Annotated in this window: 35 protein-coding genes; all 35 read right to left on the bottom strand. The window is 55.0% G+C overall.

Annotated elements, in window-relative coordinates; translation table 11 throughout:
* Positions 1-18: 18 nt before the first annotated feature.
* A complete protein-coding gene (gene bfr, locus D8U69_RS06505; RefSeq protein WP_056855882.1) occupies positions 19-483 on the bottom strand; it encodes a bacterioferritin in 465 nt (154 codons plus the stop codon).
* A 149-nt stretch (positions 484-632) separates the two neighbouring features.
* The gene (locus D8U69_RS06500) at positions 633-2,087 is read right to left on the bottom strand and encodes a catalase (RefSeq protein ID WP_130906960.1); all 1,455 of its coding nucleotides are present in this window, start codon (positions 2,085-2,087) and stop codon (positions 633-635) included.
* A gap of 208 nt (positions 2,088-2,295) precedes the next feature.
* On the bottom strand, positions 2,296-2,682 hold the full coding sequence (gene rplQ / locus D8U69_RS06495) for a 50S ribosomal protein L17 (protein ID WP_007970429.1): 387 nt from the start codon (positions 2,680-2,682) through the stop codon (positions 2,296-2,298).
* Positions 2,683-2,724: 42 nt separating this feature from the next.
* Positions 2,725-3,726 carry a DNA-directed RNA polymerase subunit alpha gene (rpoA, locus tag D8U69_RS06490; protein ID WP_007970428.1) on the bottom strand — a complete coding sequence of 334 codons (1,002 nt, stop codon included), beginning with the start codon at positions 3,724-3,726 and terminating at the stop codon, positions 2,725-2,727.
* Between the two features lie 22 nt (positions 3,727-3,748).
* The gene (gene rpsD / locus D8U69_RS06485) at positions 3,749-4,369 is read right to left on the bottom strand and encodes a 30S ribosomal protein S4 (RefSeq protein ID WP_003176404.1); all 621 of its coding nucleotides are present in this window, start codon (positions 4,367-4,369) and stop codon (positions 3,749-3,751) included.
* A gap of 18 nt (positions 4,370-4,387) precedes the next feature.
* Positions 4,388-4,777, bottom strand: coding sequence for a 30S ribosomal protein S11 (gene rpsK, locus D8U69_RS06480; protein WP_002555466.1), 390 nt, complete (start codon positions 4,775-4,777; stop codon positions 4,388-4,390).
* A gap of 30 nt (positions 4,778-4,807) precedes the next feature.
* On the bottom strand, positions 4,808-5,164 hold the full coding sequence (gene rpsM, locus D8U69_RS06475; protein ID WP_009045849.1) for a 30S ribosomal protein S13: 357 nt from the start codon (positions 5,162-5,164) through the stop codon (positions 4,808-4,810).
* Between the two features lie 130 nt (positions 5,165-5,294).
* Complete coding sequence (gene rpmJ, locus D8U69_RS06470) at positions 5,295-5,411, bottom strand: 50S ribosomal protein L36 (RefSeq protein WP_002555468.1); 117 nt, start codon at positions 5,409-5,411, stop codon at positions 5,295-5,297.
* A 24-nt stretch (positions 5,412-5,435) separates the two neighbouring features.
* Entirely contained in the window at positions 5,436-6,764 is a 1,329-nt protein-coding gene (secY, locus tag D8U69_RS06465) for a preprotein translocase subunit SecY (RefSeq protein WP_056855884.1), read from the bottom strand.
* Entirely contained in the window at positions 6,765-7,202 is a 438-nt protein-coding gene (gene rplO / locus D8U69_RS06460) for a 50S ribosomal protein L15 (RefSeq protein WP_003228720.1), read from the bottom strand.
* A 3-nt stretch (positions 7,203-7,205) separates the two neighbouring features.
* Positions 7,206-7,382: a 50S ribosomal protein L30 gene (rpmD, locus tag D8U69_RS06455; protein WP_003176408.1), complete on the bottom strand. Its 177-nt coding sequence runs from the start codon at positions 7,380-7,382 to the stop codon at positions 7,206-7,208.
* A 2-nt stretch (positions 7,383-7,384) separates the two neighbouring features.
* Entirely contained in the window at positions 7,385-7,885 is a 501-nt protein-coding gene (gene rpsE / locus D8U69_RS06450; protein WP_003186035.1) for a 30S ribosomal protein S5, read from the bottom strand.
* A gap of 3 nt (positions 7,886-7,888) precedes the next feature.
* Positions 7,889-8,239 (bottom strand): 50S ribosomal protein L18, encoded by a 351-nt coding sequence (gene rplR / locus D8U69_RS06445; RefSeq protein ID WP_003186037.1) that lies wholly within the window; start codon positions 8,237-8,239, stop codon positions 7,889-7,891.
* A gap of 10 nt (positions 8,240-8,249) precedes the next feature.
* On the bottom strand, positions 8,250-8,783 hold the full coding sequence (gene rplF, locus D8U69_RS06440) for a 50S ribosomal protein L6 (protein ID WP_003176412.1): 534 nt from the start codon (positions 8,781-8,783) through the stop codon (positions 8,250-8,252).
* Between the two features lie 12 nt (positions 8,784-8,795).
* Positions 8,796-9,188: a 30S ribosomal protein S8 gene (gene rpsH, locus D8U69_RS06435; protein ID WP_003228724.1), complete on the bottom strand. Its 393-nt coding sequence runs from the start codon at positions 9,186-9,188 to the stop codon at positions 8,796-8,798.
* 209 nt (positions 9,189-9,397) lie between these two features.
* Positions 9,398-9,703, bottom strand: coding sequence for a 30S ribosomal protein S14 (gene rpsN / locus D8U69_RS06430; protein ID WP_003176414.1), 306 nt, complete (start codon positions 9,701-9,703; stop codon positions 9,398-9,400).
* 13 nt (positions 9,704-9,716) lie between these two features.
* Positions 9,717-10,256: a 50S ribosomal protein L5 gene (gene rplE / locus D8U69_RS06425; protein WP_003210069.1), complete on the bottom strand. Its 540-nt coding sequence runs from the start codon at positions 10,254-10,256 to the stop codon at positions 9,717-9,719.
* 20 nt (positions 10,257-10,276) lie between these two features.
* On the bottom strand, positions 10,277-10,591 hold the full coding sequence (gene rplX, locus D8U69_RS06420; RefSeq protein WP_003186046.1) for a 50S ribosomal protein L24: 315 nt from the start codon (positions 10,589-10,591) through the stop codon (positions 10,277-10,279).
* Positions 10,592-10,602: 11 nt separating this feature from the next.
* The gene (gene rplN, locus D8U69_RS06415) at positions 10,603-10,971 is read right to left on the bottom strand and encodes a 50S ribosomal protein L14 (RefSeq protein WP_002555479.1); all 369 of its coding nucleotides are present in this window, start codon (positions 10,969-10,971) and stop codon (positions 10,603-10,605) included.
* Positions 10,972-10,994: 23 nt separating this feature from the next.
* Complete coding sequence (gene rpsQ, locus D8U69_RS06410) at positions 10,995-11,261, bottom strand: 30S ribosomal protein S17 (protein WP_003176419.1); 267 nt, start codon at positions 11,259-11,261, stop codon at positions 10,995-10,997.
* 2 nt (positions 11,262-11,263) lie between these two features.
* Positions 11,264-11,455, bottom strand: coding sequence for a 50S ribosomal protein L29 (rpmC, locus tag D8U69_RS06405; protein ID WP_002555481.1), 192 nt, complete (start codon positions 11,453-11,455; stop codon positions 11,264-11,266).
* Positions 11,455-11,868 carry a 50S ribosomal protein L16 gene (gene rplP, locus D8U69_RS06400; RefSeq protein WP_003228729.1) on the bottom strand — a complete coding sequence of 138 codons (414 nt, stop codon included), beginning with the start codon at positions 11,866-11,868 and terminating at the stop codon, positions 11,455-11,457. The genes rpmC and rplP overlap by 1 nt, the downstream gene beginning before the upstream one ends.
* A gap of 12 nt (positions 11,869-11,880) precedes the next feature.
* Entirely contained in the window at positions 11,881-12,567 is a 687-nt protein-coding gene (gene rpsC, locus D8U69_RS06395) for a 30S ribosomal protein S3 (protein WP_003176422.1), read from the bottom strand.
* Positions 12,568-12,580: 13 nt separating this feature from the next.
* Entirely contained in the window at positions 12,581-12,913 is a 333-nt protein-coding gene (rplV, locus tag D8U69_RS06390) for a 50S ribosomal protein L22 (protein WP_003103908.1), read from the bottom strand.
* 11 nt (positions 12,914-12,924) lie between these two features.
* A complete protein-coding gene (gene rpsS / locus D8U69_RS06385; protein WP_002555486.1) occupies positions 12,925-13,200 on the bottom strand; it encodes a 30S ribosomal protein S19 in 276 nt (91 codons plus the stop codon).
* Between the two features lie 16 nt (positions 13,201-13,216).
* Positions 13,217-14,041, bottom strand: a complete 825-nt coding sequence (gene rplB, locus D8U69_RS06380) for a 50S ribosomal protein L2 (protein ID WP_003186055.1) — start codon at positions 14,039-14,041, stop codon at positions 13,217-13,219.
* A gap of 14 nt (positions 14,042-14,055) precedes the next feature.
* Complete coding sequence (gene rplW, locus D8U69_RS06375) at positions 14,056-14,355, bottom strand: 50S ribosomal protein L23 (protein ID WP_002555488.1); 300 nt, start codon at positions 14,353-14,355, stop codon at positions 14,056-14,058.
* On the bottom strand, positions 14,352-14,954 hold the full coding sequence (gene rplD, locus D8U69_RS06370) for a 50S ribosomal protein L4 (protein ID WP_003228735.1): 603 nt from the start codon (positions 14,952-14,954) through the stop codon (positions 14,352-14,354). Before rplD ends, rplW begins: the two co-directional genes overlap by 4 nt.
* Positions 14,955-14,966: 12 nt before the next feature.
* Positions 14,967-15,602: a 50S ribosomal protein L3 gene (gene rplC / locus D8U69_RS06365; protein WP_003186059.1), complete on the bottom strand. Its 636-nt coding sequence runs from the start codon at positions 15,600-15,602 to the stop codon at positions 14,967-14,969.
* Positions 15,603-15,682: 80 nt separating this feature from the next.
* Complete coding sequence (gene rpsJ / locus D8U69_RS06360; RefSeq protein ID WP_003186070.1) at positions 15,683-15,994, bottom strand: 30S ribosomal protein S10; 312 nt, start codon at positions 15,992-15,994, stop codon at positions 15,683-15,685.
* A 157-nt stretch (positions 15,995-16,151) separates the two neighbouring features.
* A complete protein-coding gene (gene tuf / locus D8U69_RS06355; protein ID WP_008065716.1) occupies positions 16,152-17,345 on the bottom strand; it encodes an elongation factor Tu in 1,194 nt (397 codons plus the stop codon).
* Between the two features lie 30 nt (positions 17,346-17,375).
* Positions 17,376-19,481: an elongation factor G gene (gene fusA, locus D8U69_RS06350; protein ID WP_046815908.1), complete on the bottom strand. Its 2,106-nt coding sequence runs from the start codon at positions 19,479-19,481 to the stop codon at positions 17,376-17,378.
* A gap of 30 nt (positions 19,482-19,511) precedes the next feature.
* Positions 19,512-19,982 carry a 30S ribosomal protein S7 gene (rpsG, locus tag D8U69_RS06345; RefSeq protein WP_002555493.1) on the bottom strand — a complete coding sequence of 157 codons (471 nt, stop codon included), beginning with the start codon at positions 19,980-19,982 and terminating at the stop codon, positions 19,512-19,514.
* A 119-nt stretch (positions 19,983-20,101) separates the two neighbouring features.
* Entirely contained in the window at positions 20,102-20,473 is a 372-nt protein-coding gene (rpsL, locus tag D8U69_RS06340) for a 30S ribosomal protein S12 (RefSeq protein ID WP_003186084.1), read from the bottom strand.
* Positions 20,474-20,689: 216 nt separating this feature from the next.
* The gene (gene rpoC, locus D8U69_RS06335; RefSeq protein WP_056855885.1) at positions 20,690-24,889 is read right to left on the bottom strand and encodes a DNA-directed RNA polymerase subunit beta'; all 4,200 of its coding nucleotides are present in this window, start codon (positions 24,887-24,889) and stop codon (positions 20,690-20,692) included.
* Positions 24,890-24,931 lie beyond the last annotated feature (42 nt).

Raw genomic sequence — 24,931 nt, 5'->3', positions numbered from 1 at the left:
TTTTTGTATTCGCTGAGATCAGGTGTGGGATTGCAGATAGTTCTCGAGACCGATCAACTTGATCAGACCCAACTGCTTCTCCAGCCAGTAAGTGTGATCTTCTTCGGTGTCGTTGAGCTGGATGCGTAGCATTTCGCGGCTAACGTAATCCTGGTGCTGCTCGCAAAGCTCGATACCTTTGCACAGAGCGGCGCGAACTTTGTACTCGAGACGCAGATCCGCTTCGAGCATTTCCGGTACGGTGGTGCCGACATCGAGGTCGTCCGGACGCATGCGCGGTGTGCCTTCTAGCATCAGGATGCGACGCATCAGCGCATCAGCATGACCTGCTTCTTCTTCCATTTCATGGTTGATACGTTCGTAGAGCTTGGTGAAACCCCAGTCCTCATACATCCGCGAGTGGACGAAATATTGATCACGCGCGGCCAGCTCGCCGGTCAGCAACGTGTTGAGGTAATCGATAACGTCTGGGTGGCCTTGCATCGCCCTACATCTCCCTGCTTTAAAGTCTGTAGTTTGAACCAACCGGGCTGCAACGTCACTCGGCAGACGCAATAAAAGCGAAGATATTCTGAGAAAACCAGCTGAAATAACGCAAAAACCGCCCTAATAAGGGCGGTTCTGCTTCTCATTTAGACTTCGTTAAGCTGTACGTTGAGTAGCGTTGCGATTGCTTCTCCATACGCCGGGTCGGCCTTGAAGAAATGCTGCAACTGCCGGTCGACCACATCACTCGACACACCTGCCATTGCTCCAGCGATGTTGCTGACCAGCAAGTTTTTCTGCTCATCGCTCATCAATCGGAAAAGTGCACCGGCGTGGCTGTAGTAGTCGGTGTCCTCACGATGGTCATAGCGATCGGCAGCCCCGCTTACAGCCAACGCAGGCTCGGCATAACGAGGCGCCTGTTTAGGTGCCTCCACATAGCTGTTCGGCTCGTAGTTCGGTGCCGCACCGCCATTGCTTCCGAAAGCCATGGAGCCATCACGCTGATAGGTGTTTACAGGACTGCGAGGCGCGTTCACTGGCAGTTGCTGGTGGTTGGTACCGACACGGTAGCGATGTGCATCCGCATACGCGAATACTCGGCCTTGCAGCATGCGATCCGGCGACAGACCAACACCCGGCACCATATTGCTAGGACCGAATGCGGCTTGCTCAACCTCAGCGAAGTAATTGAGCGGGTTTCGGTTGAGTTCCAGCTCACCGACCTCGATCAGCGGAAACTCTTTCTGCGACCAGGTTTTGGTGACATCAAACGGGTTTTCATAATGTGCGGCAGCCTGAGCTTGCGTCATGATCTGAATGCACACGCTCCATTTCGGAAAGTCACCGCGCTCGATGGCCTCAAACAGGTCGCGCTGAGCGTAATCAGGATCAGTCCCGGCCAGACGCGCTGCATCTGCCGGTGCCAGATTCTTGATGCCCTGCCGGGTCTTGTAGTGCCACTTGACCCAATGACGCTCGCCACTGGCGTTGATCAGGCTATACGTGTGGCTACCAAAGCCGTGCATGTGACGGTAACCATCAGGGATGCCGCGATCTGAAAACAGGACCGTGACCTGATGCAATGCCTCTGGAGAATGCGACCAGAAATCCCACATCGCCTGCGCACTCTTGAGGTTGCTCTGCGGCAGACGCTTTTGCGTGTGGATAAAGTCCGGGAATTTCAGCGGATCTCGAATGAAAAACACCGGTGTGTTGTTGCCGACAATGTCCCAGTTACCTTCTTCGGTATAGAACTTCAAGGCAAAGCCGCGGGGGTCACGTTCGGTGTCTGCCGAACCACGCTCACCACCAACGGTTGAGAACCGCAGAAACGTCGGAGTCTGCTTACCTACAGTCTCGAACAGCTTGGCGCTAGTGAACTGAGTGATGTCACGCGTCACGGTGAAGGTACCGTAAGCGCCCGAGCCTTTGGCGTGTACACGGCGTTCCGGGATGTTTTCACGATTGAAGTGGGCAAGCTTCTCGATCAGATGAAAATCGTCGAGCAGCAGCGGGCCACGAGGACCGGCGGATCGGGAATTCTGGTTATCGGCGACAGGAGCGCCACTGGCGGTGGTAAGCGTTTTGTTTTGGCTCATGCGATCTCTTCCTTTGTCGGTCTTGAACTGCCGGCTAAACGGCTGAAAGGAAGTATTGACGATCGAGATGACATCTTCTAATTCATTGACTGATATAAATCGATAGAGAAACCTGATCACTCTTCAATTTATAGACGGCTCGGCGGGCTTTTGAAGCGGACACAAAAAACCGGGCGCTAGGCCCGGTTCTTTGTTTCAGACTGACGTCTTACTCGGCGGATACAGCTTCGCCAGCAGTAGCACGATCAACCAACTCGACGTACGCCATAGGCGCGTTGTCGCCAGCGCGGAAACCGCACTTGAGGATGCGCAGGTAGCCACCCTCACGGGTAGCGTAACGCTTGCCCAGGTCGTTGAAGAGCTTACCAACGATAGCTTTCGAACGAGTACGGTCGAAAGCCAGGCGGCGGTTAGCAACGCTGTCTGTCTTGGCCAAAGTGATCAGCGGCTCGGCAACGCGGCGCAGTTCTTTAGCTTTTGGCAGAGTAGTTTTGATCAGCTCGTGCTCGAACAGCGACACCGCCATGTTTTGGAACATGGCCTTGCGGTGCGAGCTGGTGCGGCTGAGGTGACGACCACTTTTACGATGACGCATGGTTCATTCCTTACCAAACACTACGTTCGGTGATTACGACGATCAGGCAGTCGCCTTGTCGTCCTTCTTAAGACTTGCAGGCGGCCAGTTGTCGAGGCGCATGCCGAGGGACAGACCGCGGGAGGCCAGAACGTCCTTGATTTCAGTCAAGGATTTCTTGCCCAGGTTCGGAGTCTTCAACAGTTCTACTTCGGTACGCTGAATCAGGTCGCCGATGTAGTAAATGTTTTCCGCCTTAAGGCAGTTAGCCGAACGTACAGTCAGTTCCAGATCGTCAACCGGGCGAAGCAGGATCGGATCGATCTCGTCTTCCTGCTCGACAACCACTGGCTCACTGTCACCTTTGAGGTCGACGAACGCAGCCAACTGCTGTTGCAGAATGGTTGCAGCGCGACGGATTGCCTCTTCAGGATCCAGAGTACCGTTGGTTTCCAGATCAATAACCAGCTTGTCCAGGTTGGTACGCTGCTCGACACGGGCGTTTTCCACCACGTATGCGATACGGCGAACCGGGCTGAACGAAGAGTCGAGCTGCAAGCGACCGATGCTGCGGCTTTCGTCTTCATCGCTCTGACGCGAGTCTGCTGGTTCATAACCACGACCACGAGCTACTACGAGCTTCATGTTCAGGGCGCCGTTAGACGCCAGGTTAGCGATTACGTGATCGGGGTTAACGATCTCGACATCATGATCCAGCTGAATATCGGCAGCGGTAACCACCCCCGAACCCTTCTTCGACAAGGTCAGCGTAACTTCGTCACGGCCGTGCAGCTTGATAGCCAGACCTTTAAGGTTCAACAGGATTTCAATTACGTCTTCCTGTACACCTTCGATGGCGCTGTACTCGTGGAGCACACCGTCAATCTCGGCCTCGACTACTGCACAGCCAGGCATTGAGGACAACAGGATGCGGCGCAGCGCGTTGCCCAGGGTGTGGCCAAAACCACGCTCGAGAGGCTCGAGAGTGATCTTGGCGCGGGTTGGACTGACAACCTGCACATCAATGTGGCGGGGTGTCAGGAACTCATTTACCGAAATCTGCATGGATGCACCTATTTTCTAGCCCTTACTTGGAGTAGAGCTCGACAATCAGGCTTTCGTTGATGTCGGCGGACAGATCACTGCGAGCTGGAACGTTCTTGAAAACGCCCGACTTCTTCTCAGTGTCTACTTCTACCCATTCTACGCGGCCACGTTGGGCACACAGATCGAGAGCTTGGACAATGCGAAGTTGGTTTTTTGCTTTCTCGCGAACAGCAACCACGTCACCAGCACGAACCTGGTAGGACGGAACGTTAACGGTCTGACCGTTTACGCTGATCGACTTGTGCGATACCAGCTGACGGGATTCGGCACGAGTCGAACCAAAGCCCATACGGTATACAACGTTGTCCAGACGGCATTCGAGCAGTTGCAGCAGGTTTTCACCGGTTGCACCTTTCTTGCCAGCAGCTTCTTTGTAGTAGCCGCTGAACTGACGCTCGAGAACGCCGTAGATACGACGGACCTTCTGCTTTTCACGCAGTTGGGTGCCGTAGTCGGACTGGCGACCGCGGCGTTGGCCGTGGATACCAGGTGCTGCTTCAATGTTGCACTTCGATTCGATCGCGCGCACGCCGCTCTTCAGGAAGAGATCGGTGCCTTCGCGACGAGCGAGTTTGCATTTTGGACCAATGTAACGAGCCATTCTTTACAATCTCCTGGATTACACGCGGCGCTTCTTCGGCGGACGGCACCCGTTGTGCGGGATTGGCGTCACGTCGGTGATGCTGGCGATCTTGTAGCCACAGCCGTTCAAAGCGCGGACTGCGGATTCACGACCTGGACCTGGACCTTTGACGTTGACGTCGAGGTTTTTCAGGCCGTATTCCAGCGCAGCTTGACCAGCACGTTCAGCAGCTACTTGAGCAGCAAACGGGGTGGACTTGCGGGAACCGCGGAAACCCGAACCACCGGAGGTAGCCCAGGAAAGAGCGTTACCTTGACGGTCGGTGATGGTCACGATGGTGTTGTTAAAAGATGCATGGATGTGGGCGATGCCATCAACCACTGTCTTTTTAACTTTTTTACGAGGACGAGCAGCAGGTTTTGCCATGATTAAATTCCTGTCGATTCGCTGGGGCGATTACTTGCGGATCGGCTTACGCGGACCTTTACGGGTACGCGCGTTGGTCTTGGTACGCTGACCGCGTACTGGAAGACCACGACGATGACGCAGACCGCGATAGCAACCGAGGTCCATCAAGCGCTTGATTTTCATGTTGATTTCGCGACGCAGGTCACCTTCAGTGGTGAACTTCGCCACTTCGCCACGCAGCTGTTCAATTTGCTCGTCGCTCAGATCTTTGATCTTTGCTGCTGGGTTTACCCCAGTCTCTGCACAAATTTTCTGTGCAGTAGTGCGACCAACACCATAGATGTAGGTCAGCGAGATAACAGTATGCTTGTTATCTGGAATGTTAACGCCTGCAATACGGGCCATTCAGTGGGACTCCAATTGACAGCTACCTACGCCCCGGAAGCCAAGAAATAGGGCGCGAGATAATATCGCTGTAATAACAAATAATCAACCCGGTAGCGCACTAGCTACCGGGCTTGAAGCACAATCACACTCAGCCTTGGCGCTGTTTGTGACGCGGTTCCGCGCTGCAAATTACTCGAACAACACCTTCGCGGCGAATAATCTTGCAGTTACGGCACAGCTTTTTCACCGATGCACGAACTTTCATCACCAACTCCTCGAACCTTATGGGTCAGCGCAGCATGCCGCTGCCGTAACCCTTCAGGTTGGCTTTCTTCATCAGGGATTCGTACTGGTGCGAAACGAGGTGCGATTGTACTTGGGACATGAAGTCCATCACAACCACGACGACGATCAGCAACGAGGTCCCGCCAAGGTAGAACGGAACGTTGGCTGCAACCACCAGGAACTGGGGCAACAGGCACACGGCCGTCATGTATAGAGCACCGAACAGGGTCAAGCGAGTCAGAACGCCATCAATGTAGCGCGCAGACTGCTCACCTGGACGAATGCCCGGAATAAAGGCACCGGACTTCTTCAGGTTTTCCGCTACGTCTTTCGGATTGAACATCAACGCCGTATAGAAGAAGCAGAAGAAAATAATCCCTGCACTAAACAGCAGAATATTCAACGGCTGACCAGGAGCGATCGACTGCGAGATGTCCTGCAACCAGCCCATACCTTCAGACTGACCGAACCAGGCACCCAACGAAGCCGGGAACAGCAAAATGCTGCTCGCGAAAATAGCCGGAATAACACCGGCCATGTTCACCTTCAGCGGTAAGTGGCTAGTCTGCGCAGCAAACACCTTACGGCCTTGCTGACGCTTGGCGTAGTGAACAGCAATACGACGCTGACCACGCTCAATGAACACCACGAAACCGATAATCGCTACTGCCAGCAAACCGATGGCAACCAGGGCGAAGATATTGATATCACCCTGACGTGCAGACTCGAAAGACTGCCCGATCGCTCTCGGAAGACCGGCGACGATACCTGCGAAGATCAACATCGAGATACCGTTGCCTACACCGCGCTCAGTGATCTGCTCACCCAGCCACATCATGAACATCGCACCAGCCACAAATGTGGTTACCGCAACGAAATGAAAGCTGAAATCAGCAGTAAACGAAACGCCCTGCCCCGCCAGGCCGATGGACATGCCAATGGCCTGGACAAGAGCAAGAGCGACGGTGAGGTAGCGGGTGTACTGGCTGATCTTGCGACGGCCAGCTTCACCTTCCTTCTTCAACTGCTCCAGCTGCGGGCTGACGGCTGTCATCAACTGCATGATGATCGATGCCGAAATGTACGGCATGATCCCCAGTGCAAAGATGCTCATCCGCTCCAGCGCGCCGCCGGAAAACATGTTGAACAAGCTAAGAATGGTCCCCTCATTCTGTCGAAACAGGTCCGCGAGTCGGTCCGGGTTGATACCTGGAACCGGGATGTGTGCGCCTATTCGGTAGACGATAATCGCCAGGAACAGAAAACGCAGACGAGCCCAGAGTTCAGACATACCGCCTTTGCCGAGCGCAGAGAGAGCACCTTGCTTAGCCATTTATTCCTCGAACTTGCCGCCAGCTGCTTCGATAGCCGCACGCGCACCTTTGGTGGCGCCGATTCCCTTGCCGATAGTGACAGCGCGAGTCACTTCACCGGACAGCATGATTTTCACACGCTGTACGTTGACGTTGATCACGTTGGCATCTTTCAGGGACTGCACGGTGACGATGTCGCCTTCCACTTTAGCCAGCTCGGACAGACGCACTTCTGCGCGATCCATGGCTTTCAGGGAAACGAAACCGAACTTCGGCAGGCGACGATGCAGCGGCTGTTGACCGCCTTCAAAGCCTGGAGCAATGGTGCCACCGGAGCGGGAGGTTTGACCTTTGTGACCACGGCCACCAGTCTTACCCAAACCACTACCGATACCACGGCCCGGACGATGCTTTTCGCGACGGGAACCCGGCGCTGGACTCAGATCATTGAGTTTCATCGATTAACCCTCGACACGCAGCATGTAGTAAGCCTTGTTGATCATCCCGCGATTCTCGGGAGTATCCTGGACTTCTACAGTGTGACCGATGCGACGCAGACCCAGACCCTTAACACACAGTTTGTGGTTAGGGATGCGGCCGGTCATGCTTTTGATCAGCGTAACTTTAACGGTAGCCATGATCAGAAGATCTCCTTGACGCTTTTGCCACGCTTGGCGGCAATGGATTCAGGAGACTGCATTGCTTTCAAACCCTTGAAAGTGGCGTGAACCACGTTTACCGGGTTAGTCGAGCCGTAGCACTTGGCCAGAACGTTCTGAACGCCAGCAACTTCGAGAACGGCACGCATTGCGCCGCCAGCGATGATACCGGTACCTTCAGAAGCAGGCTGCATGTACACCTTCGAAGCGCCGTGAGCGGACTTCATTGCGTACTGCAGAGTGGTGCCGTTCAGATCAACCTGGATCATGTTGCGGCGAGCAGCTTCCATTGCCTTCTGGATCGCAGCAGGCACTTCACGCGACTTGCCACGGCCGAAGCCAACACGGCCTTTACCATCACCAACCACGGTCAACGCGGTGAAAGTGAAGATACGGCCGCCTTTAACGGTTTTGGCTACGCGGTTAACTTGAACCAGCTTCTCGATGTAGCCTTCGTCGCGCTTTTGGTCGTTATTTGACATAACTTAGAACTCCAGCCCAGCTTCACGAGCAGCATCAGCCAGCGCTTTAACGCGGCCGTGGTACTTGAAGCCAGAGCGGTCGAAAGCCACCTGCGAGACGCCAGCGGCCTTAGCACGCGTAGCGACCAGCTGGCCAACCTTAGTGGCCGCGTCGATGTTGCCAGTGGCGCCATCACGCAGTTCTTTATCCAAAGTCGAGGCACTTGCCAGGACTTTGTTGCCGTCGGCCGAAATGACCTGGGCGTAGATGTGCTGCGAAGAGCGGAACACGCAGAGACGCACGACTTCGAGTTCGTGCATTTTCAGGCGTGCTTTGCGAGCGCGACGCAGTCGAGTAACTTTTTTGTCGGTCATTTGCTATGCCCTACTTCTTCTTGGCTTCTTTACGACGGACGACTTCGTCCGCGTAGCGCACACCTTTGCCTTTGTACGGCTCTGGTGGACGGAAGTCGCGGATCTCGGCGGCCACTTGACCTACCAGCTGCTTGTCGATGCCCTTGATCAGGATATCGGTCTGGCTAGGAGTCTCAGCGGTGATGCCTTCCGGCAGTTCGTAATCCACTGGGTGCGAGAAGCCAAGAGCCAGGTTCAGCACTGTGCCTTTAGCTTGCGCTTTGTAACCAACACCGACCAGCTGGAGCTTGCGCTCGAAGCCTTGGCTTACGCCTTGGACCATGTTGTTTACCAACGCACGAGTGGTACCAGCCATTGCGCGAGTCTGTTGATCGCCATTGCGAGCAGCAAAACGCAGCTCACCGGCTTCTTCAACGATCTCAACGGACGAATGGATGTTCAGTTCGAGAGTGCCCTTGGCACCCTTCACCGAAAGCTGTTGGCCTGCGAATTTTACTTCGACACCGGCTGGCAGCTTAACGGGGTTCTTAGCGACGCGAGACATGCTTATCCCCCCTTAGAACACAGTGCAAAGAACTTCGCCGCCGACACCGGCAGCGCGCGCAGCACGATCAGTCATCACACCCTTGTTGGTGGAGACGATAGACACACCGAGACCGCCACGAACTTTCGGCAGATCTTCGACGGACTTGTACTGACGCAGGCCTGGACGGCTAACGCGCTTGACTTCTTCGATAACCGGACGGCCTTCGAAATATTTCAGCTCGATAGACAGCAGTGGTTTGGTTTCGCTGCTGATCTGATAACCCGCGATGTAACCTTCGTCCTTCAGGACTTTGGCAACAGCTACCTTCAAAGTAGAAGATGGCATGCTTACGACGGACTTTTCAGCCATCTGGGCATTACGGATTCGAGTTAGCATGTCCGCTAACGGGTCCTGCATACTCATGGGCTAGACGCTCCTAATACAGAAAAATTAGCCTCGCGGCTACTACGTGTCGCCGAGAATCTCCGAGCGTATAAAACACGGGCTCAGGCGAGCCGGGTATTCTAGACACACCCCAGAAATGAATCAAGCCCCAAAAGGGGCTTGATTCAGATTCAAGGCCACCGGTGGTCAGGATCTTGCGACCCTGAACACCGAGACTTTGACAGTATTTACCAGCTGGCTTTAACCAGACCTGGTACGTCACCACGCATTGCCGCTTCACGCAGCTTGTTACGGCCGAGGCCGAACTTGCGGTAAACGCCGTGCGGACGACCAGTCAGGCGGCAGCGGTTACGCATGCGCGAGGCGCTTGCGTCACGTGGCTGCTTCTGCAGGGCTACTGTAGCTTCCCAACGCGCTTCTGGACTTGCGTTCAGATCAACGATGATTGCTTTCAGTGCTGCACGCTTCTTGGCGTACTTGGCAACCGTGAGCTGACGCTTCAGCTCGCGGTTTTTCATGCTCATCTTGGCCATGGTCCTACTCCAATCAGTTGCGGAACGGGAATTTGAACGCACGCAGCAGAGCGCGGCCTTCATCATCGTTCTTGGCAGTGGTGGTCAGGGTAATGTCCAGACCGCGGAGAGCATCGATCTTGTCGTAGTCGATTTCCGGGAAGATGATCTGCTCTTTTACGCCCATGCTGTAGTTACCACGACCATCGAAGGACTTGGCATTCAGGCCGCGGAAGTCGCGAACCCGAGGCAGGGAGATCGAAAGCAGACGATCCAGGAACTCGTACATACGCTCACGGCGCAGGGTCACTTTGACGCCGATCGGCCAACCTTCACGGACTTTAAAGCCAGCGATGGATTTGCGAGCGTAGGTCACAACGACTTTCTGGCCGGTGATCTTTTCCAGGTCAGCAACAGCGTGCTCGATGACTTTTTTGTCGCCGATCGCTTCGCCCAGACCCATGTTCAGGGTGATTTTGGTAACGCGCGGAACTTCCATCACGTTCGAAAGCTTAAGTTCTTCCTTAAGTTTCGGAGCGATTTCCTTCCGGTAAATCTCTTTTAGTCGTGCCATGGTCTTCTACCTAGCAGTGTTCAAGCATCAACCGCTTTTTGGGTCGACTTGAAGACACGAATTTTCTTACCGTCTTCTACTTTGAAACCAACGCGGTCAGCCTTGTTGGTTTCGCCGTTGAAGATGGCGACGTTGGAAGCGTGCAGTGGCGCTTCTTTCTCGACGATACCGCCTTGTACGCCCGACATCGGGTTAGGCTTGGTATGGCGCTTGACCAGGTTCAGACCACCAACAACCAGACGGTTGTCAGCAAGAACCTTCAGCACCTTACCGCGCTTACCTTTGTCTTTGCCGGCGATCACGATGATCTCGTCGTCACGACGAATCTTTTGCATGTCGGATCTCCTTACAGCACTTCTGGGGCGAGCGAGACGATCTTCATGAACTTCTCAGTACGAAGTTCACGGGTCACTGGCCCAAAGATACGGGTGCCGATCGGCTCTTGCTTGTTGTTCAGAAGAACAGCAGCGTTGCCATCAAAGCGGATAATGGAGCCATCGGCACGGCGTACGCCGTGACGAGTGCGGACTACAACAGCAGTCATCACTTGGCCTTTTTTCACTTTACCGCGAGGAATTGCTTCCTTGACGGTAACCTTGATGATGTCACCGATACCAGCGTAACGACGATGGGAGCCACCCAGCACCTTGATGCACATAACACGGCGAGCGCCGCTGTTATCGGCCACATCGAGCATGGATTGAGTCTGAATCATATAATTTCTCCGACCCCTAGTCCTTAGACTTCCACAGCGCGTTCGAGAACATCAACCAGCGCCCAAGACTTGGTCTTGGCCAAAGGACGAGTTTCACGAATAGTGACTTTGTCGCCGATGTGGCACTGATTGGTTTCGTCGTGCGCGTGCAGCTTAGTCGAACGCTTAACGTATTTACCGTAGATCGGGTGCTTAACGCGACGCTCGATCAGAACGGTGATGGTTTTGTCCATCTTGTCGCTGACAACACGGCCAGTCAGCGTACGGACAGTTTTTTCGGCTTCAGCCATGATTACTTACCTGCCTGCTGGTTGAGCACAGTCTTCACGCGAGCGATGTCACGCTTAACTTGCGAGAGCAGATGAGACTGCCCCAACTGGCCAGTTGCTTTCTGCATACGCAGATTGAACTGGTCGCGCAGCAGGCCGAGCAGTTGCTCGTTCAGCTGCTGTGCGGATTTTTCACGAAGTTCATTCGCTTTCATCACATCACCGTCCGTTTAACAAAGGAGGTGGCGAGCGGCAGCTTTGCAGCAGCCAGGGCGAAAGCCTCACGCGCCAGCTCTTCAGAAACACCCTCGATTTCATACAGGACTTTGCCTGGCTGAATCTGGGCAACCCAGTATTCCACGTTACCCTTACCTTTACCCATCCGAACCTCGAGAGGTTTTTTGGAGATCGGCTTGTCCGGGAATACACGGATCCAGATCTTGCCGCCACGTTTTACGTGACGGGTCAGAGCACGACGCGCTGACTCGATCTGACGAGCGGTGAGACGACCACGAGCAACAGACTTCAGCGCGAACTCGCCGAAGCTGACTTTGCTACCGCGCAATGCCAGGCCACGGTTGTGACCAGTCATTTGCTTGCGGAACTTCGTACGCTTTGGTTGCAACATTTGGCGTACCCCTTACTTAGCAGCTTTTTTACGAGGCGCTGGTGCTTGTGGTTTCAGTTCTTCTTGGCGACCACCAATTACTTCGCCTTTGAAGATCCAAACCTTTACACCGATCACACCGTAAGTGGTGTGAGCTTCGTAGTTGGCATAGTCGATGTCGGCACGCAGGGTGTGCAGTGGCACACGACCTTCGCGATACCATTCAGTACGTGCGATTTCAGCACCGCCGAGACGACCGCTCACTTGGATTTTGATGCCTTTGGCACCAATGCGCATGGCGTTCTGTACAGCGCGCTTCATAGCGCGACGGAACATTACGCGACGCTCCAGCTGCTGAGCTACGCTCTGCGCAACCAGCATACCGTCGAGCTCCGGCTTGCGGATCTCTTCGATATTGATGTGCACAGGCACACCCATTTGCTTGGTCAGGTCCTGACGCAGTTTCTCAACATCTTCACCTTTCTTCCCGATAACGATACCTGGACGAGCGGTGTGGATGGTGATACGTGCAGTTTGGGCCGGACGATGGATATCGATACGGCTTACGGACGCGCTTTTTAGTTTGTCTTGGAGATACTCACGCACCTTCAGATCAGCGAACAAGTAGTCCGCATAAGTCCGACCGTCTGCGTACCAGACGGAGGTGTGCTCCTTGACGATTCCCAGGCGAATGCCAATGGGATGTACTTTCTGACCCATCTCTTCGACTCCGTTACTTGTCAGCAACCTTGACAGTGATATGGCAAGACCGCTTGACGATGCGATCAGCACGGCCTTTGGCACGTGGCATGATGCGCTTCAGCGAACGCCCTTCGTTGACGAAAACGGTGCTGACCTTCAGGTCATCAACGTCTGCGCCTTCGTTATGCTCGGCGTTGGCTACGGCCGACTCCAGCACTTTCTTCATGATCTCGGCGGCTTTCTTACTGCTGAAAGCCAACAGGTTGAGCGCTTCGCCCACCTTCTTCCCGCGGATCTGGTCGGCGACCAAGCGGGCTTTCTGGGCGGAGATTCGAGCGCCCGACAACTTAGCGGCTACTTCCATTTCCTAACCCCTTAACGCTTGGCTTTCTTGTCTGCCACGTGCCCGCGATAAGTGCGGGTACCGGCGAACTCGCCCAGTTTGTGGCCGACCATGTCTTCGTTAACGAGAACTGGGACGTGTTGACGACCGTTGTGTACTGCGATGGTCAGACCGACCATTTGTGGCAGGATCATCGAACGGCGCGACCAGGTTTTAACTGGTTTGCGATCGTTCTTTTCCGCCGCCACTTCGATCTTCTTCAGTAGGTGAAGATCGATAAAAGGACCTTTTTTCAGAGAACGTGGCACTGTCGTATCCCTCTATTTACTTGCGACGACGGACGATCATTTTGTCGGTACGCTTATTACCACGAGTCTTCGCGCCCTTAGTCGGGAAGCCCCATGGCGATACCGGATGACGACCACCAGAGGTACGACCTTCACCACCACCATGTGGGTGGTCAACCGGGTTCATGGCAACACCACGAACGGTTGGGCGAACGCCACGCCAGCGTTTGGCACCAGCTTTACCCAGCGAACGCAGGCTGTGCTCGGAGTTCGAGACTTCGCCCAGGGTCGCGCGGCACTCAGCCAGCACTTTACGCATCTCACCAGAACGCAGACGCAGGGTCACGTAGACACCTTCACGAGCGATCAGCTGAGCCGAAGCACCAGCGGAACGAGCGATCTGCGCGCCTTTACCTGGCTTCAATTCGATGCCGTGTACGGTGCTACCAACTGGAATGTTACGCAGTTGCAGAGCGTTGCCCGGCTTGATCGGTGCCAGAGCACCTGCGATCAGCTGGTCGCCAGCGCTCACGCCTTTAGGGGCGATGATGTAGCGACGCTCGCCATCTGCGTACAGCAGCAGAGCGATGTGAGCAGTACGGTTTGGATCGTATTCGATACGCTCGACAGTGGCAGCGATGCCATCTTTGTCGTTGCGACGGAAGTCGACCAGACGATAATGCTGCTTATGACCACCACCGATGTGACGAGTGGTAATACGGCCATTGTTGTTACGACCACCAGACTTCGACTTCTTCTCGAGCAGCGGTGCGTGAGGAGCGCCTTTATGCAGCTCCTGGTTGACCACCTTGACCACAAAACGGCGGCCAGGGGAAGTCGGTTTGCATTTAACGATTGCCATGATGCACCCCTTCCTTACTCAGCACTGCTGCTGAAATCGAGATCTTGGCCTGGCTGAAGGGAGATAACTGCCTTCTTCCAGTCATTACGCTTGCCCAGACCGCGAGCAGTGCGCTTGCTCTTACCCAGAACATTCAGGGTAGTAACACGCTCTACTTTCACGCTGAACAGGCTTTCGACGGCCTTCTTGATTTCCAGCTTGGTTGCGTCAGTAGCAACCTTGAAAACGAACTGGCCTTTCTTGTCTGCCAGAACCGTAGCCTTCTCGGAAACGTGCGGGCCAAGCAGAACTTTAAATACGCGTTCCTGGTTCATCCCAGCAGCTCCTCGAATTTCTTCACGGCCGACACGGTGATCAACACCTTGTCGTATGCGATCAGACTAACTGGATCGGAACCTTGCACGTCACGTACATCTACGTGTGGCAGGTTACGAGCAGCCAGGTACAGGTTCTGATCAACAGCGTCCGACACGATCAGAACGTCGGTCAGGCTCATGTTGTTCAGTTTGCCCAGCAGGTCTTTGGTTTTCGGCGTCTCAACGGCGAAATCCTGAACCACGACCAGACGATCAGTACGCACCAGCTCAGCAAGGATGGAACGCATTGCTGCGCGATACATCTTCTTGTTCAGCTTCTGGGAGTGATCCTGTGGACGAGCTGCGAAAGTGGTACCGCCGCCACGCCAGATTGGGCTACGGATAGTACCGGCACGAGCACGGCCAGTACCTTTCTGACGCCATGGGCGCTTACCGCCACCACGAACGTCGGAACGGGTCTTTTGCTGCTTGCTACCCTGACGGCCGCCGGCCATGTAGGCCACGACTGCTTGGTGAACCAGCGTCTCGTTGAACTCGCCGCCAAATGTCAGTTCGGAAACTTCGATCGCTTGAGCGTCATTTACATTTAATTGCATGTCAGCTTCCCCTTAACCGCGAGCCTTGGCTGCTGGACGTACAACCAAGTTGCCGCCAGTAGCGCCAGGAACAGCGCCCTTGACCAACAACAGATTGCGTTCAGCGTCCACGCGCACTACTTCGAGGGACTGCACGGTCACGCGCTCAGCGCCCATATGACCGGACATTTTTTTGCCCTTGAATACACGACCAGGAGTCTGGCACTGGCCGATAGAGCCTGGAACGCGGTGGGATACGGAGTTACCGTGGGTGTTATCTTGCCCGCGGAAATTCCAACGCTTGATCGTACCCTGGAAGCCTTTACCCTTGGACTGACCGGTTACATCAACCAGTTGACCAGCGGCGAAGATTTCAGCGTTGATCAGATCGCCGGCCTGGTACTCGCCTTCTTCAAGACGGAATTCCATTACGGTACGACCAGCGGCAACGTTCGCCTTGGCGAAGTGGCCAGCCTGAGCTGCTGTTACACGCGAAGCGCGACGCTCGCCGACAGTGACTTGCACTGCACGATAGCCATCGGTCTCTTCAGTTTTGAACTGGGTGACGCGATTCGGCTCGATCTCAATGACCGTGACCGGAATGGAGACACCTTCTTCGGTGAAAATACGGGTCATACCGCATTTACGACCGACTACACCAATAGTCATGTTGTAAACCTCATGAGTGTACGGGGCTTTCACCCGCTATGGCCGCCCATTTCAGAGCGTTACACGACTAAGACCGAGTCTTAGCCGAGGCTGATCTGCACTTCCACACCGGCCGCAAGATCAAGCTTCATAAGAGCATCAACGGTTTTATCCGTTGGCTGGACGATGTCCAGAACGCGCTTATGAGTACGGATCTCGTACTGGTCACGCGCGTCTTTGTTGACGTGCGGGGAGACCAGAACGGTGAACCGCTCTTTACGGGTAGGCAGTGGAATTGGACCACGCACTTGAGCACCAGTACGTTTCGCGGTTTCCACGATTTCCTGGGTTGATTGGTCGATCAGGCGATGGTCGAAAGCCTTCAACCTGATACGGATTTGCTGATTTTGCATTGGATTTCAGACTCCGGCTGCTATTCCCACCGGGCGCAATACGCCCGTTAAAAGGAGGCGCAATTCTATAGACGCCCCAGATAGGTGTCAACCCAATAAAAAAGCCCCCGCTGAGCGGGGGCTTTCTCAAAGCATCAAAGCCATCTCAAAAAAGAGATTACTCGATGATTTTGGCTACAACACCAGCACCAACGGTACGGCCGCCTTCACGGATAGCGAAGCGCAGACCGTCTTCCATTGCGATGGTTTTGATCAGGGTAACAGTCATCTGAATGTTGTCACCTGGCATTACCATTTCAACGCCTTCTGGCAGCTCGCAGTTACCGGTCACGTCAGTAGTACGGAAGTAGAACTGTGGACGGTAGCCTTTGAAGAACGGAGTGTGACGACCGCCTTCTTCCTTGCTCAGAACGTAAACTTCTGCGGTGAACTTGGTGTGCGGCTTAACCGAACCCGGCTTGACCAGAACCTGACCACGCTCAACGTCGTCACGCTTGGTACCACGCAGCAGAACGCCGCAGTTCTCGCCAGCACGACCTTCGTCGAGCAGCTTGCGGAACATCTCAACACCGGTGCAGGTGGTGGTGGTGGTGTCACGCAGACCAACGATTTCCAGTGCATCTTGAACGCGAACGATACCGCGCTCGATACGACCAGTCACAACAGTACCACGACCCGAGATCGAGAATACGTCTTCGATTGGCATCAGGAATGGCTTGTCGATAGCACGCTCTGGCTCTGGGATGTAGGTGTCCAGAGTCTCAACCAGCTTACGAACGGCAGTGGTGCCCATTTCGTTGTCGTCTTTGCCTTCCAGCGCCATACGAGCAGAACCGATGATGATCGGAGTGTCGTCGCCTGGGAAGTCATAGGTGGACAGCAGGTCGCGAACTTCCATCTCAACCAGTTCCAGCAGCTCAGCGTCGTCTACCAGGTCAGCCTTGTTCAGGAAAACCACGATGTACGGAACGCCTACCTGACGGGACAGCAGGATGTGCTCACGGGTTTGTGGCATCGGACCATCGGCGGCCGAGCAAACCAGGATCGCGCCGTCCATCTGGGCAGCACCGGTGATCATGTTCTTCACGTAGTCAGCGTGACCCGGGCAGTCAACGTGAGCGTAGTGACGAATGTTCGAGTTGTACTCGACGTGCGCGGTGTTGATGGTGATACCACGAGCCTTTTCTTCTGGCGCGCTGTCGATCTTGTCGAATTCAACTACGGCCGAACCGAAAACTTCGGAGCAGACGCGAGTCAGAGCAGCGGTCAGAGTGGTTTTACCGTGGTCAACGTGACCGATGGTGCCAACGTTGACGTGCGGTAGGGAACGATCAAATTTTTCTTTAGCCACGACAATTAACTCCTTGCCTAAAGGACTGAATCAGCCTTGTTTTTTGGTAACGGTTTCGACGATGTGCGACGGAGCCGTATTGTATTTTTTGAATTCCATAGAGTAGCTTGCGCGACCCTGGGACATCGAACGAACGTCGGTCGCATAACCGAACATCTCGCCCAACGGAACTTCAGCACGGATAACCTTACCGGAAACCGTATCTTCCATACCCAGAATCATGCCGCGACGACGGTTAAGGTCGCCCATCACGTCACCCATATAGTCTTCAGGCGTAACAACCTCTACCGCCATGATCGGCTCGAGCAACTCACCACCGCCCTTCTGGGCCAGTTGCTTGGTCGCCATGGAAGCAGCCACCTTAAACGCCATCTCGTTCGAGTCGACGTCGTGGTAAGAACCATCAAACACGGTAGCCTTCAGGCCGATCAGCGGATAGCCGGCAACAACACCGTTCTTCATCTGCTCTTCGATACCCTTCTGGATAGCCGGGATGTATTCCTTAGGAACCACACCACCCACTACTTCGTTCAGGAATTGCAGACCTTCCTGACCTTCGTCAGCAGGTGCAAAACGAATCCAGCAGTGACCGAACTGGCCACGACCGCCGGACTGACGAACGAACTTGCCTTCGATTTCGCAGCTCTTCGTGATGCGCTCACGATAGGAAACCTGAGGCTTACCGATGTTGGCTTCGACGTTGAACTCACGGCGCATCCGGTCAACCAGGATGTCCAGGTGCAACTCGCCCATGCCAGAGATGATCGTTTGACCAGTCTCTTCATCAGTTTTGACGCGGAAAGACGGGTCTTCCTGAGCAAGTTTGCCCAGAGCGATACCCATTTTTTCCTGGTCATCCTTGGTTTTAGGCTCTACGGCAACCGAAATAACCGGCTCCGGGAAGTCCATGCGAACCAGGATGATTGGCTTGTCAGCGTTGCAGAGGGTTTCACCAGTGGTGACGTCCTTCATGCCGATCAGGGCCGCGATGTCACCAGCGCGTACTTCCTTGATCTCTTCGCGGGCGTTTGCGTGCATTTGCACCATACGACCCACGCGCTCTTTCTTGCCTTTAACCGAGTTGATCACGCCGTCGCCGGAGGCCAACACGCCCGAGTAAACTCGAACGAAGGTCAAGGTACCCACGAATGGGTCGGTAGCGATCTTGAACGCCAGAGCCGAGAACGGCTCGTTGTCGTCTGCGTGACGCTCCATCTGCTTTTCCTCGTCATCCGGGTCAGTACCCTTGATGGCAGGAATGTCAGTTGGTGCAGGCAGGTAGTCGATAACGGCGTCGAGAACCAGGGGAACACCCTTGTTCTTGAAGGAAGAACCGCAAACAGCCAGAACGATCTCACCAGCGATGGTACGCTGACGCAGAGCGGCCTTGATTTCCTCGATGGAGAGCTCTTCGCCTTCGAGGTACTTGTTCATCAGCTCTTCGCTGGCTTCGGCCGCAGCCTCAACCATGTTGCTGCGCCACTCTTCAGCCAGCTCCTGCAGTTCAGCAGGGATAGCTTCGCGACGTGGGGTCATGCCCTTGTCAGCATCGTTCCAGTAAACCGCTTCCATGGTCATCAGATCGATCTGACCCTGGAAGTTGTCTTCGGAACCGATAGCCAACTGGATCGGCACCGGAGTGTGACCCAGGCGCTGCTTGATCTGAGCGATCACGCGCAGGAAGTTCGCGCCGGCACGGTCCATCTTGTTCACGTAAACGATACGTGGAACACCGTACTTGTTGGCTTGACGCCATACGGTTTCGGACTGAGGCTCAACGCCGGAAGTACCACAGAACACAACGACAGCGCCGTCGAGTACACGCAGGGAACGCTCAACTTCAATAGTGAAGTCTACGTGACCCGGGGTATCGATGACGTTGAAGCGGTATTGGTCCTTGTGCTGCTTCGCAGAACCCTGCCAGAAGGCGGTAATAGCAGCAGAAGTAATGGTAATACCACGCTCCTGCTCCTGAACCATCCAGTCTGTGGTCGCGGCGCCGTCATGCACCTCGCCCATCTTGTGACTTTTGCCAGTGTAAAAAAGGACGCGCTCGGTGGTGGTGGTTTTACCAGCATCCACGTGAGCAACGATACCAATGTTACGGTAGCGATTAATCGGTGTAGTACGAGCCATAAAGCCCTCGCAAAATTAGTGACGCTAAAATTAGAAGCGGTAGTGCGAGAAAGCTTTGTTAGCTTCAGCCATACGGTGCACGTCTTCACGCTTCTTAACTGCAGCACCTTTACCTTCGGCAGCGTCCAACAGTTCGCCAGCCAAACGCAGAGCCATAGACTTCTCGCCGCGCTTGCGAGCGAAGTCTACCAACCAGCGCATTGCCAGAGCGTTACGACGGGACGGACGAACTTCAACCGGAACCTGGTAAGTAGCACCGCCTACACGGCGCGACTTTACTTCGACCAGCGGAGCGATGGCGTCGAGAGCTTTCTCGAAGATTTCCAGGGGGTCGCTGTTCTTGCGTTCTTTAACCTTTTCCAGCGCGCCATAAACGATACGCTCGGCAACGGCTTTCTTGCCGCTTTCCATCACGTGGTTCATGAACTTGGCCAGGATTTGGCTTCCGTATTTTGGATCGTCAAGCACTTCGCGCTTGGCTGCTACGCGTCTTCTTGGCATGGATAAGCCCTCAAACGGTCTTCAGGTTCGCTCGGAATTGGTGCCCTATCAGGGACGCCTCCGACCTTACTCTTATCGACTCAGAAAAATAGAAATCAGTTTTTTGCAGCAAGCGACCATTACTTCGGACGCTTGGTACCGTACTTCGAACGACCCTGGTTACGACCCTTAACGCCGGAAGTATCCAAAGAACCGCGAACGGTGTGGTAACGAACACCTGGCAAGTCTTTTACACGACCGCCGCGGATCAGTACCACGCTGTGCTCTTGCAGGTTGTGGCCTTCACCGCCGATGTACGAGGAAACCTCGAAACCGTTGGTCAGACGCACACGGCATACTTTACGCAGTGCCGAGTTAGGTTTTTTCGGCGTAGTGGTATACACACGGGTGCACACGCCACGACGTTGCGGGCAGTTCTGCAGCGCAGGCACGTCGGATTTCTCGACGATACGCTTACGCGGCTGACGTACCAGCTGGTTGATAGTTGCCATCTACTAGCTCCACTGTTGTCTTGCGACGCTATTGTCTTGCAAGAAAAGCAAAATGGCAGGAACGAATCCCCGCCAAATTTAGGGGTACAAGAGTCTAAAGAGGATCTTGTCCCCAGTCAAGGCAAGGCCCCGACCTCCCCGCCCATCCAACCTCGACAAATTGTCGCGATTCGATGAACGGAGCTGCCAGGGCCTTACGCTCATTTATCGCAGAACTCAGTTACCGCTAGAGTTCAGCGCTTCGGTCAGTGCAGCTTCCACTTCACTGGCGCTTACGCGCAACGGCTTGTCGGCATCACGACGACGCTTACGCTCGCTGTGATAAGCCAGGCCGGTACCAGCCGGGATCAGACGACCCACGACCACGTTTTCTTTCAGGCCGCGCAGGTAGTCGCGCTTGCCGGTTACCGCCGCTTCGGTCAGTACGCGGGTGGTTTCCTGGAAGGAAGCCGCCGAGATGAACGATTCGGTGGACAACGACGCCTTGGTGATACCCAGCAGAACGCGAGTGAACTTGGAGACAAATTTGTCTTCGTTGCTCAAACGCTCGTTCTCTACCAGAACGTGAGTCAATTCCATCTGGTCGCCCTTGATGAAACTGGAATCGCCGGATTCAGCGATTTCAACTTTACGCAACATCTGACGCAGGATGGTCTCGATGTGCTTGTCGTTGATCTTCACGCCTTGCAGACGGTAAACGTCCTGGATCTCGTTAACGATGTACTTGGCCAGCGCACTCACACCCAGCAGACGCAGGATGTCGTGTGGATCGCTCGGACCGTCGGAGATAACTTCGCCGCGGTTTACCTGTTCGCCTTCGAACACGTTCAGGTGGCGCCACTTCGGAATCAGCTCTTCATACGGATCGCTACCGTCGTTCGGGGTGATGACCAGACGGCGCTTGCCCTTGGTCTCTTTACCGAACGCGATGGTGCCGCTGACTTCAGCCAGAATCGACGCTTCTTTCGGACGACGAGCTTCGAACAGGTCGGCAACACGCGGCAGACCACCGGTGATGTCACGGGTCTTCGAAGTCTCTTGCGGGATACGAGCGATAACATCACCGATCGCGATCTTCGCACCGTCCGCTACACCGACCAGGGCGTTGGCTGGCAGGAAGTACTGAGCGATAACGTCAGTGCCTGGCAGCAACAGATCCTTGCCGTTGTCGTCGACCATCTTCACGGCAGGACGAATGTCCTTGCCGGCAGCTGGACGATCTTTGGCGTCGAGTACTTCAATGTTGGTCATACCGGTCAATTCGTCAGTCTGACGCTTGATCGTGATGCCTTCTTCCATGCCCACGTAGGTCACGGTACCTTTCATTTCGGTAACGATCGGGTGAGTGTGCGGATCCCACTTGGCCACGATTGCGCCAGCGTCGACCTTGTCACCTTCTTTAACCGAAATCACGGCACCGTACGGCAGCTTGTAACGCTCACGCTCACGACCGAAGTCATCAGCGATGGCCAGCTCACCGGAACGGGACACAGCTACCAGGTGACCATCCACGCGCTCAACGTGCTTCAGGTTGTGCAGACGGACGGTACCGCCATTCTTCACCTGAACACTGTCGGCTGCGGAAGTCCGGCTTGCCGCACCACCGATGTGGAACGTACGCATCGTCAGCTGGGTACCCGGCTCACCGATCGACTGTGCAGCAATTACGCCGACAGCTTCACCGATGTTCACCTGGTGACCACGAGCCAGGTCACGGCCGTAGCACTTGGCGCAAATGCCGTAGCGGGTTTCGCAGCTGATCGGCGAACGCACGATCACTTCGTCGATGCTGTTCAGCTCGATGAACTCAACCCACTTCTCATCTACCAGGGTGCCGGCAGGAACGATGACGTCCTCGGTACCCGGCTTGAATACGTCACGGGCAATAACACGACCCAATACGCGCTCACCCAGCGGCTCTACAACGTCACCGCCTTCAATGTGCGGAGTCATCAGCAGACCGTGTTCGGTGCCGCAATCGATCTCGGTTACAACCAGATCTTGCGCTACGTCTACCAGACGACGAGTCAGGTAACCAGAGTTCGCGGTTTTCAACGCGGTATCCGCCAGACCTTTACGAGCACCGTGAGTCGAGATGAAGTACTGAAGTACGCTCAAACCTTCACGGAAGTTCGCAGTAATCGGCGTTTCAATGATGGAGCCGTCTGGCTTGGCCATCAGACCACGCATACCGGCCAGCTGACGAATCTGTGCTGCGGAACCCCGCGCACCCGAGTCGGCCATCATGTACATCGAGTTGAAGGATTCCTGGTCGACTTCGACGCCATGACGGTCGATGACTTTCTCTTTCGAGAGGTTGGCCATCATCGCCTTGGAAACTTCGTCGTTCGCCTTGGACCAAAGGTCGATCACTTTGTTGTACTTCTCGCCCTGGGTTACCAGGCCGGAGGCGTACTGACTTTCGATTTCTTTCACTTCGTCGGTGGCAGCACCGATGATGCGGGCTTTTTCATCCGGGATAACGAAGTCGTTAACGCCGATGGAAACGCCGGAAATGGTCGAGTAGGCAAAACCGGTGTACATCAACTGGTCAGCGAAGATCACGGTCTCTTTCAGACCAACCACGCGGTAGCACTGGTTGATCAGCTTGGAGATCGCCTTTTTCTTCATCGGCAGGTTGACGACATCGTACGACAGACCTTTTGGCACAACCTGGAACAACAGCGCACGGCCGACAGTGGTGTCGACGATACGGGTGTTGGTCACGCTGCCGCCATCACGGTCGTTGACGGTTTCGTTGATCCGCACTTTGACCTTGGCGTGCAGTGCGGCTTCGCCGGCACGGAACACACGGTCAACTTCCTGCAGATCCGCGAACACACGACCTTCGCCCTTGGCGTTGATCGCTTCACGAGTCATGTAGTACAGACCCAATACAACGTCCTGCGACGGAACGATGATTGGCTCACCGTTGGCTGGCGACAGAATGTTGTTGGTCGACATCATCAACGCACGCGCTTCGAGCTGGGCTTCCAGCGTCAGCGGTACGTGCACGGCCATTTGGTCGCCGTCGAAGTCGGCGTTGTACGCGGCGCAGACCAGAGGGTGCAGCTGGATAGCCTTACCTTCGATCAGTACCGGTTCGAACGCCTGGATACCCAGACGGTGAAGGGTCGGTGCACGGTTGAGAAGAACCGGGTGTTCGCGAATTACTTCAGCGAGAACGTCCCACACTTCCGGCAGCTCGCGCTCGACCATCTTCTTGGCAGCTTTGATGGTGGTCGCCAGACCACGCATTTCCAGCTTGCCGAAAATGAAAGGCTTGAACAGCTCGAGAGCCATCTTCTTCGGCAGACCGCACTGGTGCAGACGCAGGGTCGGACCTACGGTAATTACCGAACGGCCGGAGTAGTCAACACGCTTACCGAGCAAGTTCTGACGGAAACGACCTTGCTTACCCTTGATCATGTCAGCCAGGGATTTCAGAGGACGCTTGTTGGAACCTGTGATAGCGCGGCCACGACGACCGTTGTCGAGCAGTGCGTCAACGGCTTCCTGCAACATACGCTTTTCGTTGCGCACGATGATGTCCGGAGCGGACAGATCCAGCAGGCGCTTCAAACGGTTGTTACGGTTGATCACTCGACGATACAGATCGTTGAGGTCGGAAGTCGCGAAGCGACCGCCATCCAGCGGGACCAGTGGACGCAGATCTGGCGGCAGAACCGGCAGAACGGTCAGCACCATCCACTCTGGCAGGTTGCCGGAACCCTGGAAGGCTTCCATCAACTTCAGACGCTTGGACAGCTTTTTGATTTTGGTTTCGGAGTTGGTTTGCGGAATCTCTTCACGCAGACGGCCAATCTCGTGCTCCAGGTCGATAGCGTGCAGCAGTTCGCGGACAGCCTCGGCACCCATGCGGGCATCGAAATCGTCGCCGAACTCTTCCAGCGCTTCGAAGTACTGCTCGTCGTTCAGCAGCTGACCTTTTTCAAGGGTGGTCATGCCTGGGTCGATAACGACGTAGCTCTCGAAGTAGAGAACGCGCTCGATATCACGCAGGGTCATGTCCATCAGCAAGCCGATACGGGACGGCAGCGATTTCAGGAACCAGATGTGGGCAACCGGCGAGGCCAGTTCGATGTGGGCCATACGCTCACGACGAACTTTTGCCAGCGCGACTTCAACGCCGCACTTCTCACAGATCACACCGCGGTGCTTCAAGCGCTTGTACTTACCGCACAGGCACTCGTAATCCTTTACCGGGCCAAAGATCTTGGCGCAGAACAGGCCGTCACGCTCAGGTTTGAACGTACGGTAGTTGATGGTTTCCGGCTTTTTAACTTCACCGAACGACCACGAACGGATCATCTCAGGCGATGCCAATCCGATACGGATGGCGTCGAACTCTTCGACTTGACCCTGGTTTTTCAGCAAATTCAGTAGGTCTTTCAAGGCCTTTCCTCCTGGCGGAGCAGAGAGCGGGCAATCCTGCCC

Origin of the sequence: Pseudomonas sp. Sample_16 (genome assembly GCF_004307665.1) — a bacterium.
In the GTDB taxonomy this organism is placed as follows: domain Bacteria; phylum Pseudomonadota; class Gammaproteobacteria; order Pseudomonadales; family Pseudomonadaceae; genus Aquipseudomonas.
The sequence above is the reverse complement of the archived record's forward strand: the minus strand, read 5'-3'. Positions and strand labels throughout refer to the sequence as shown.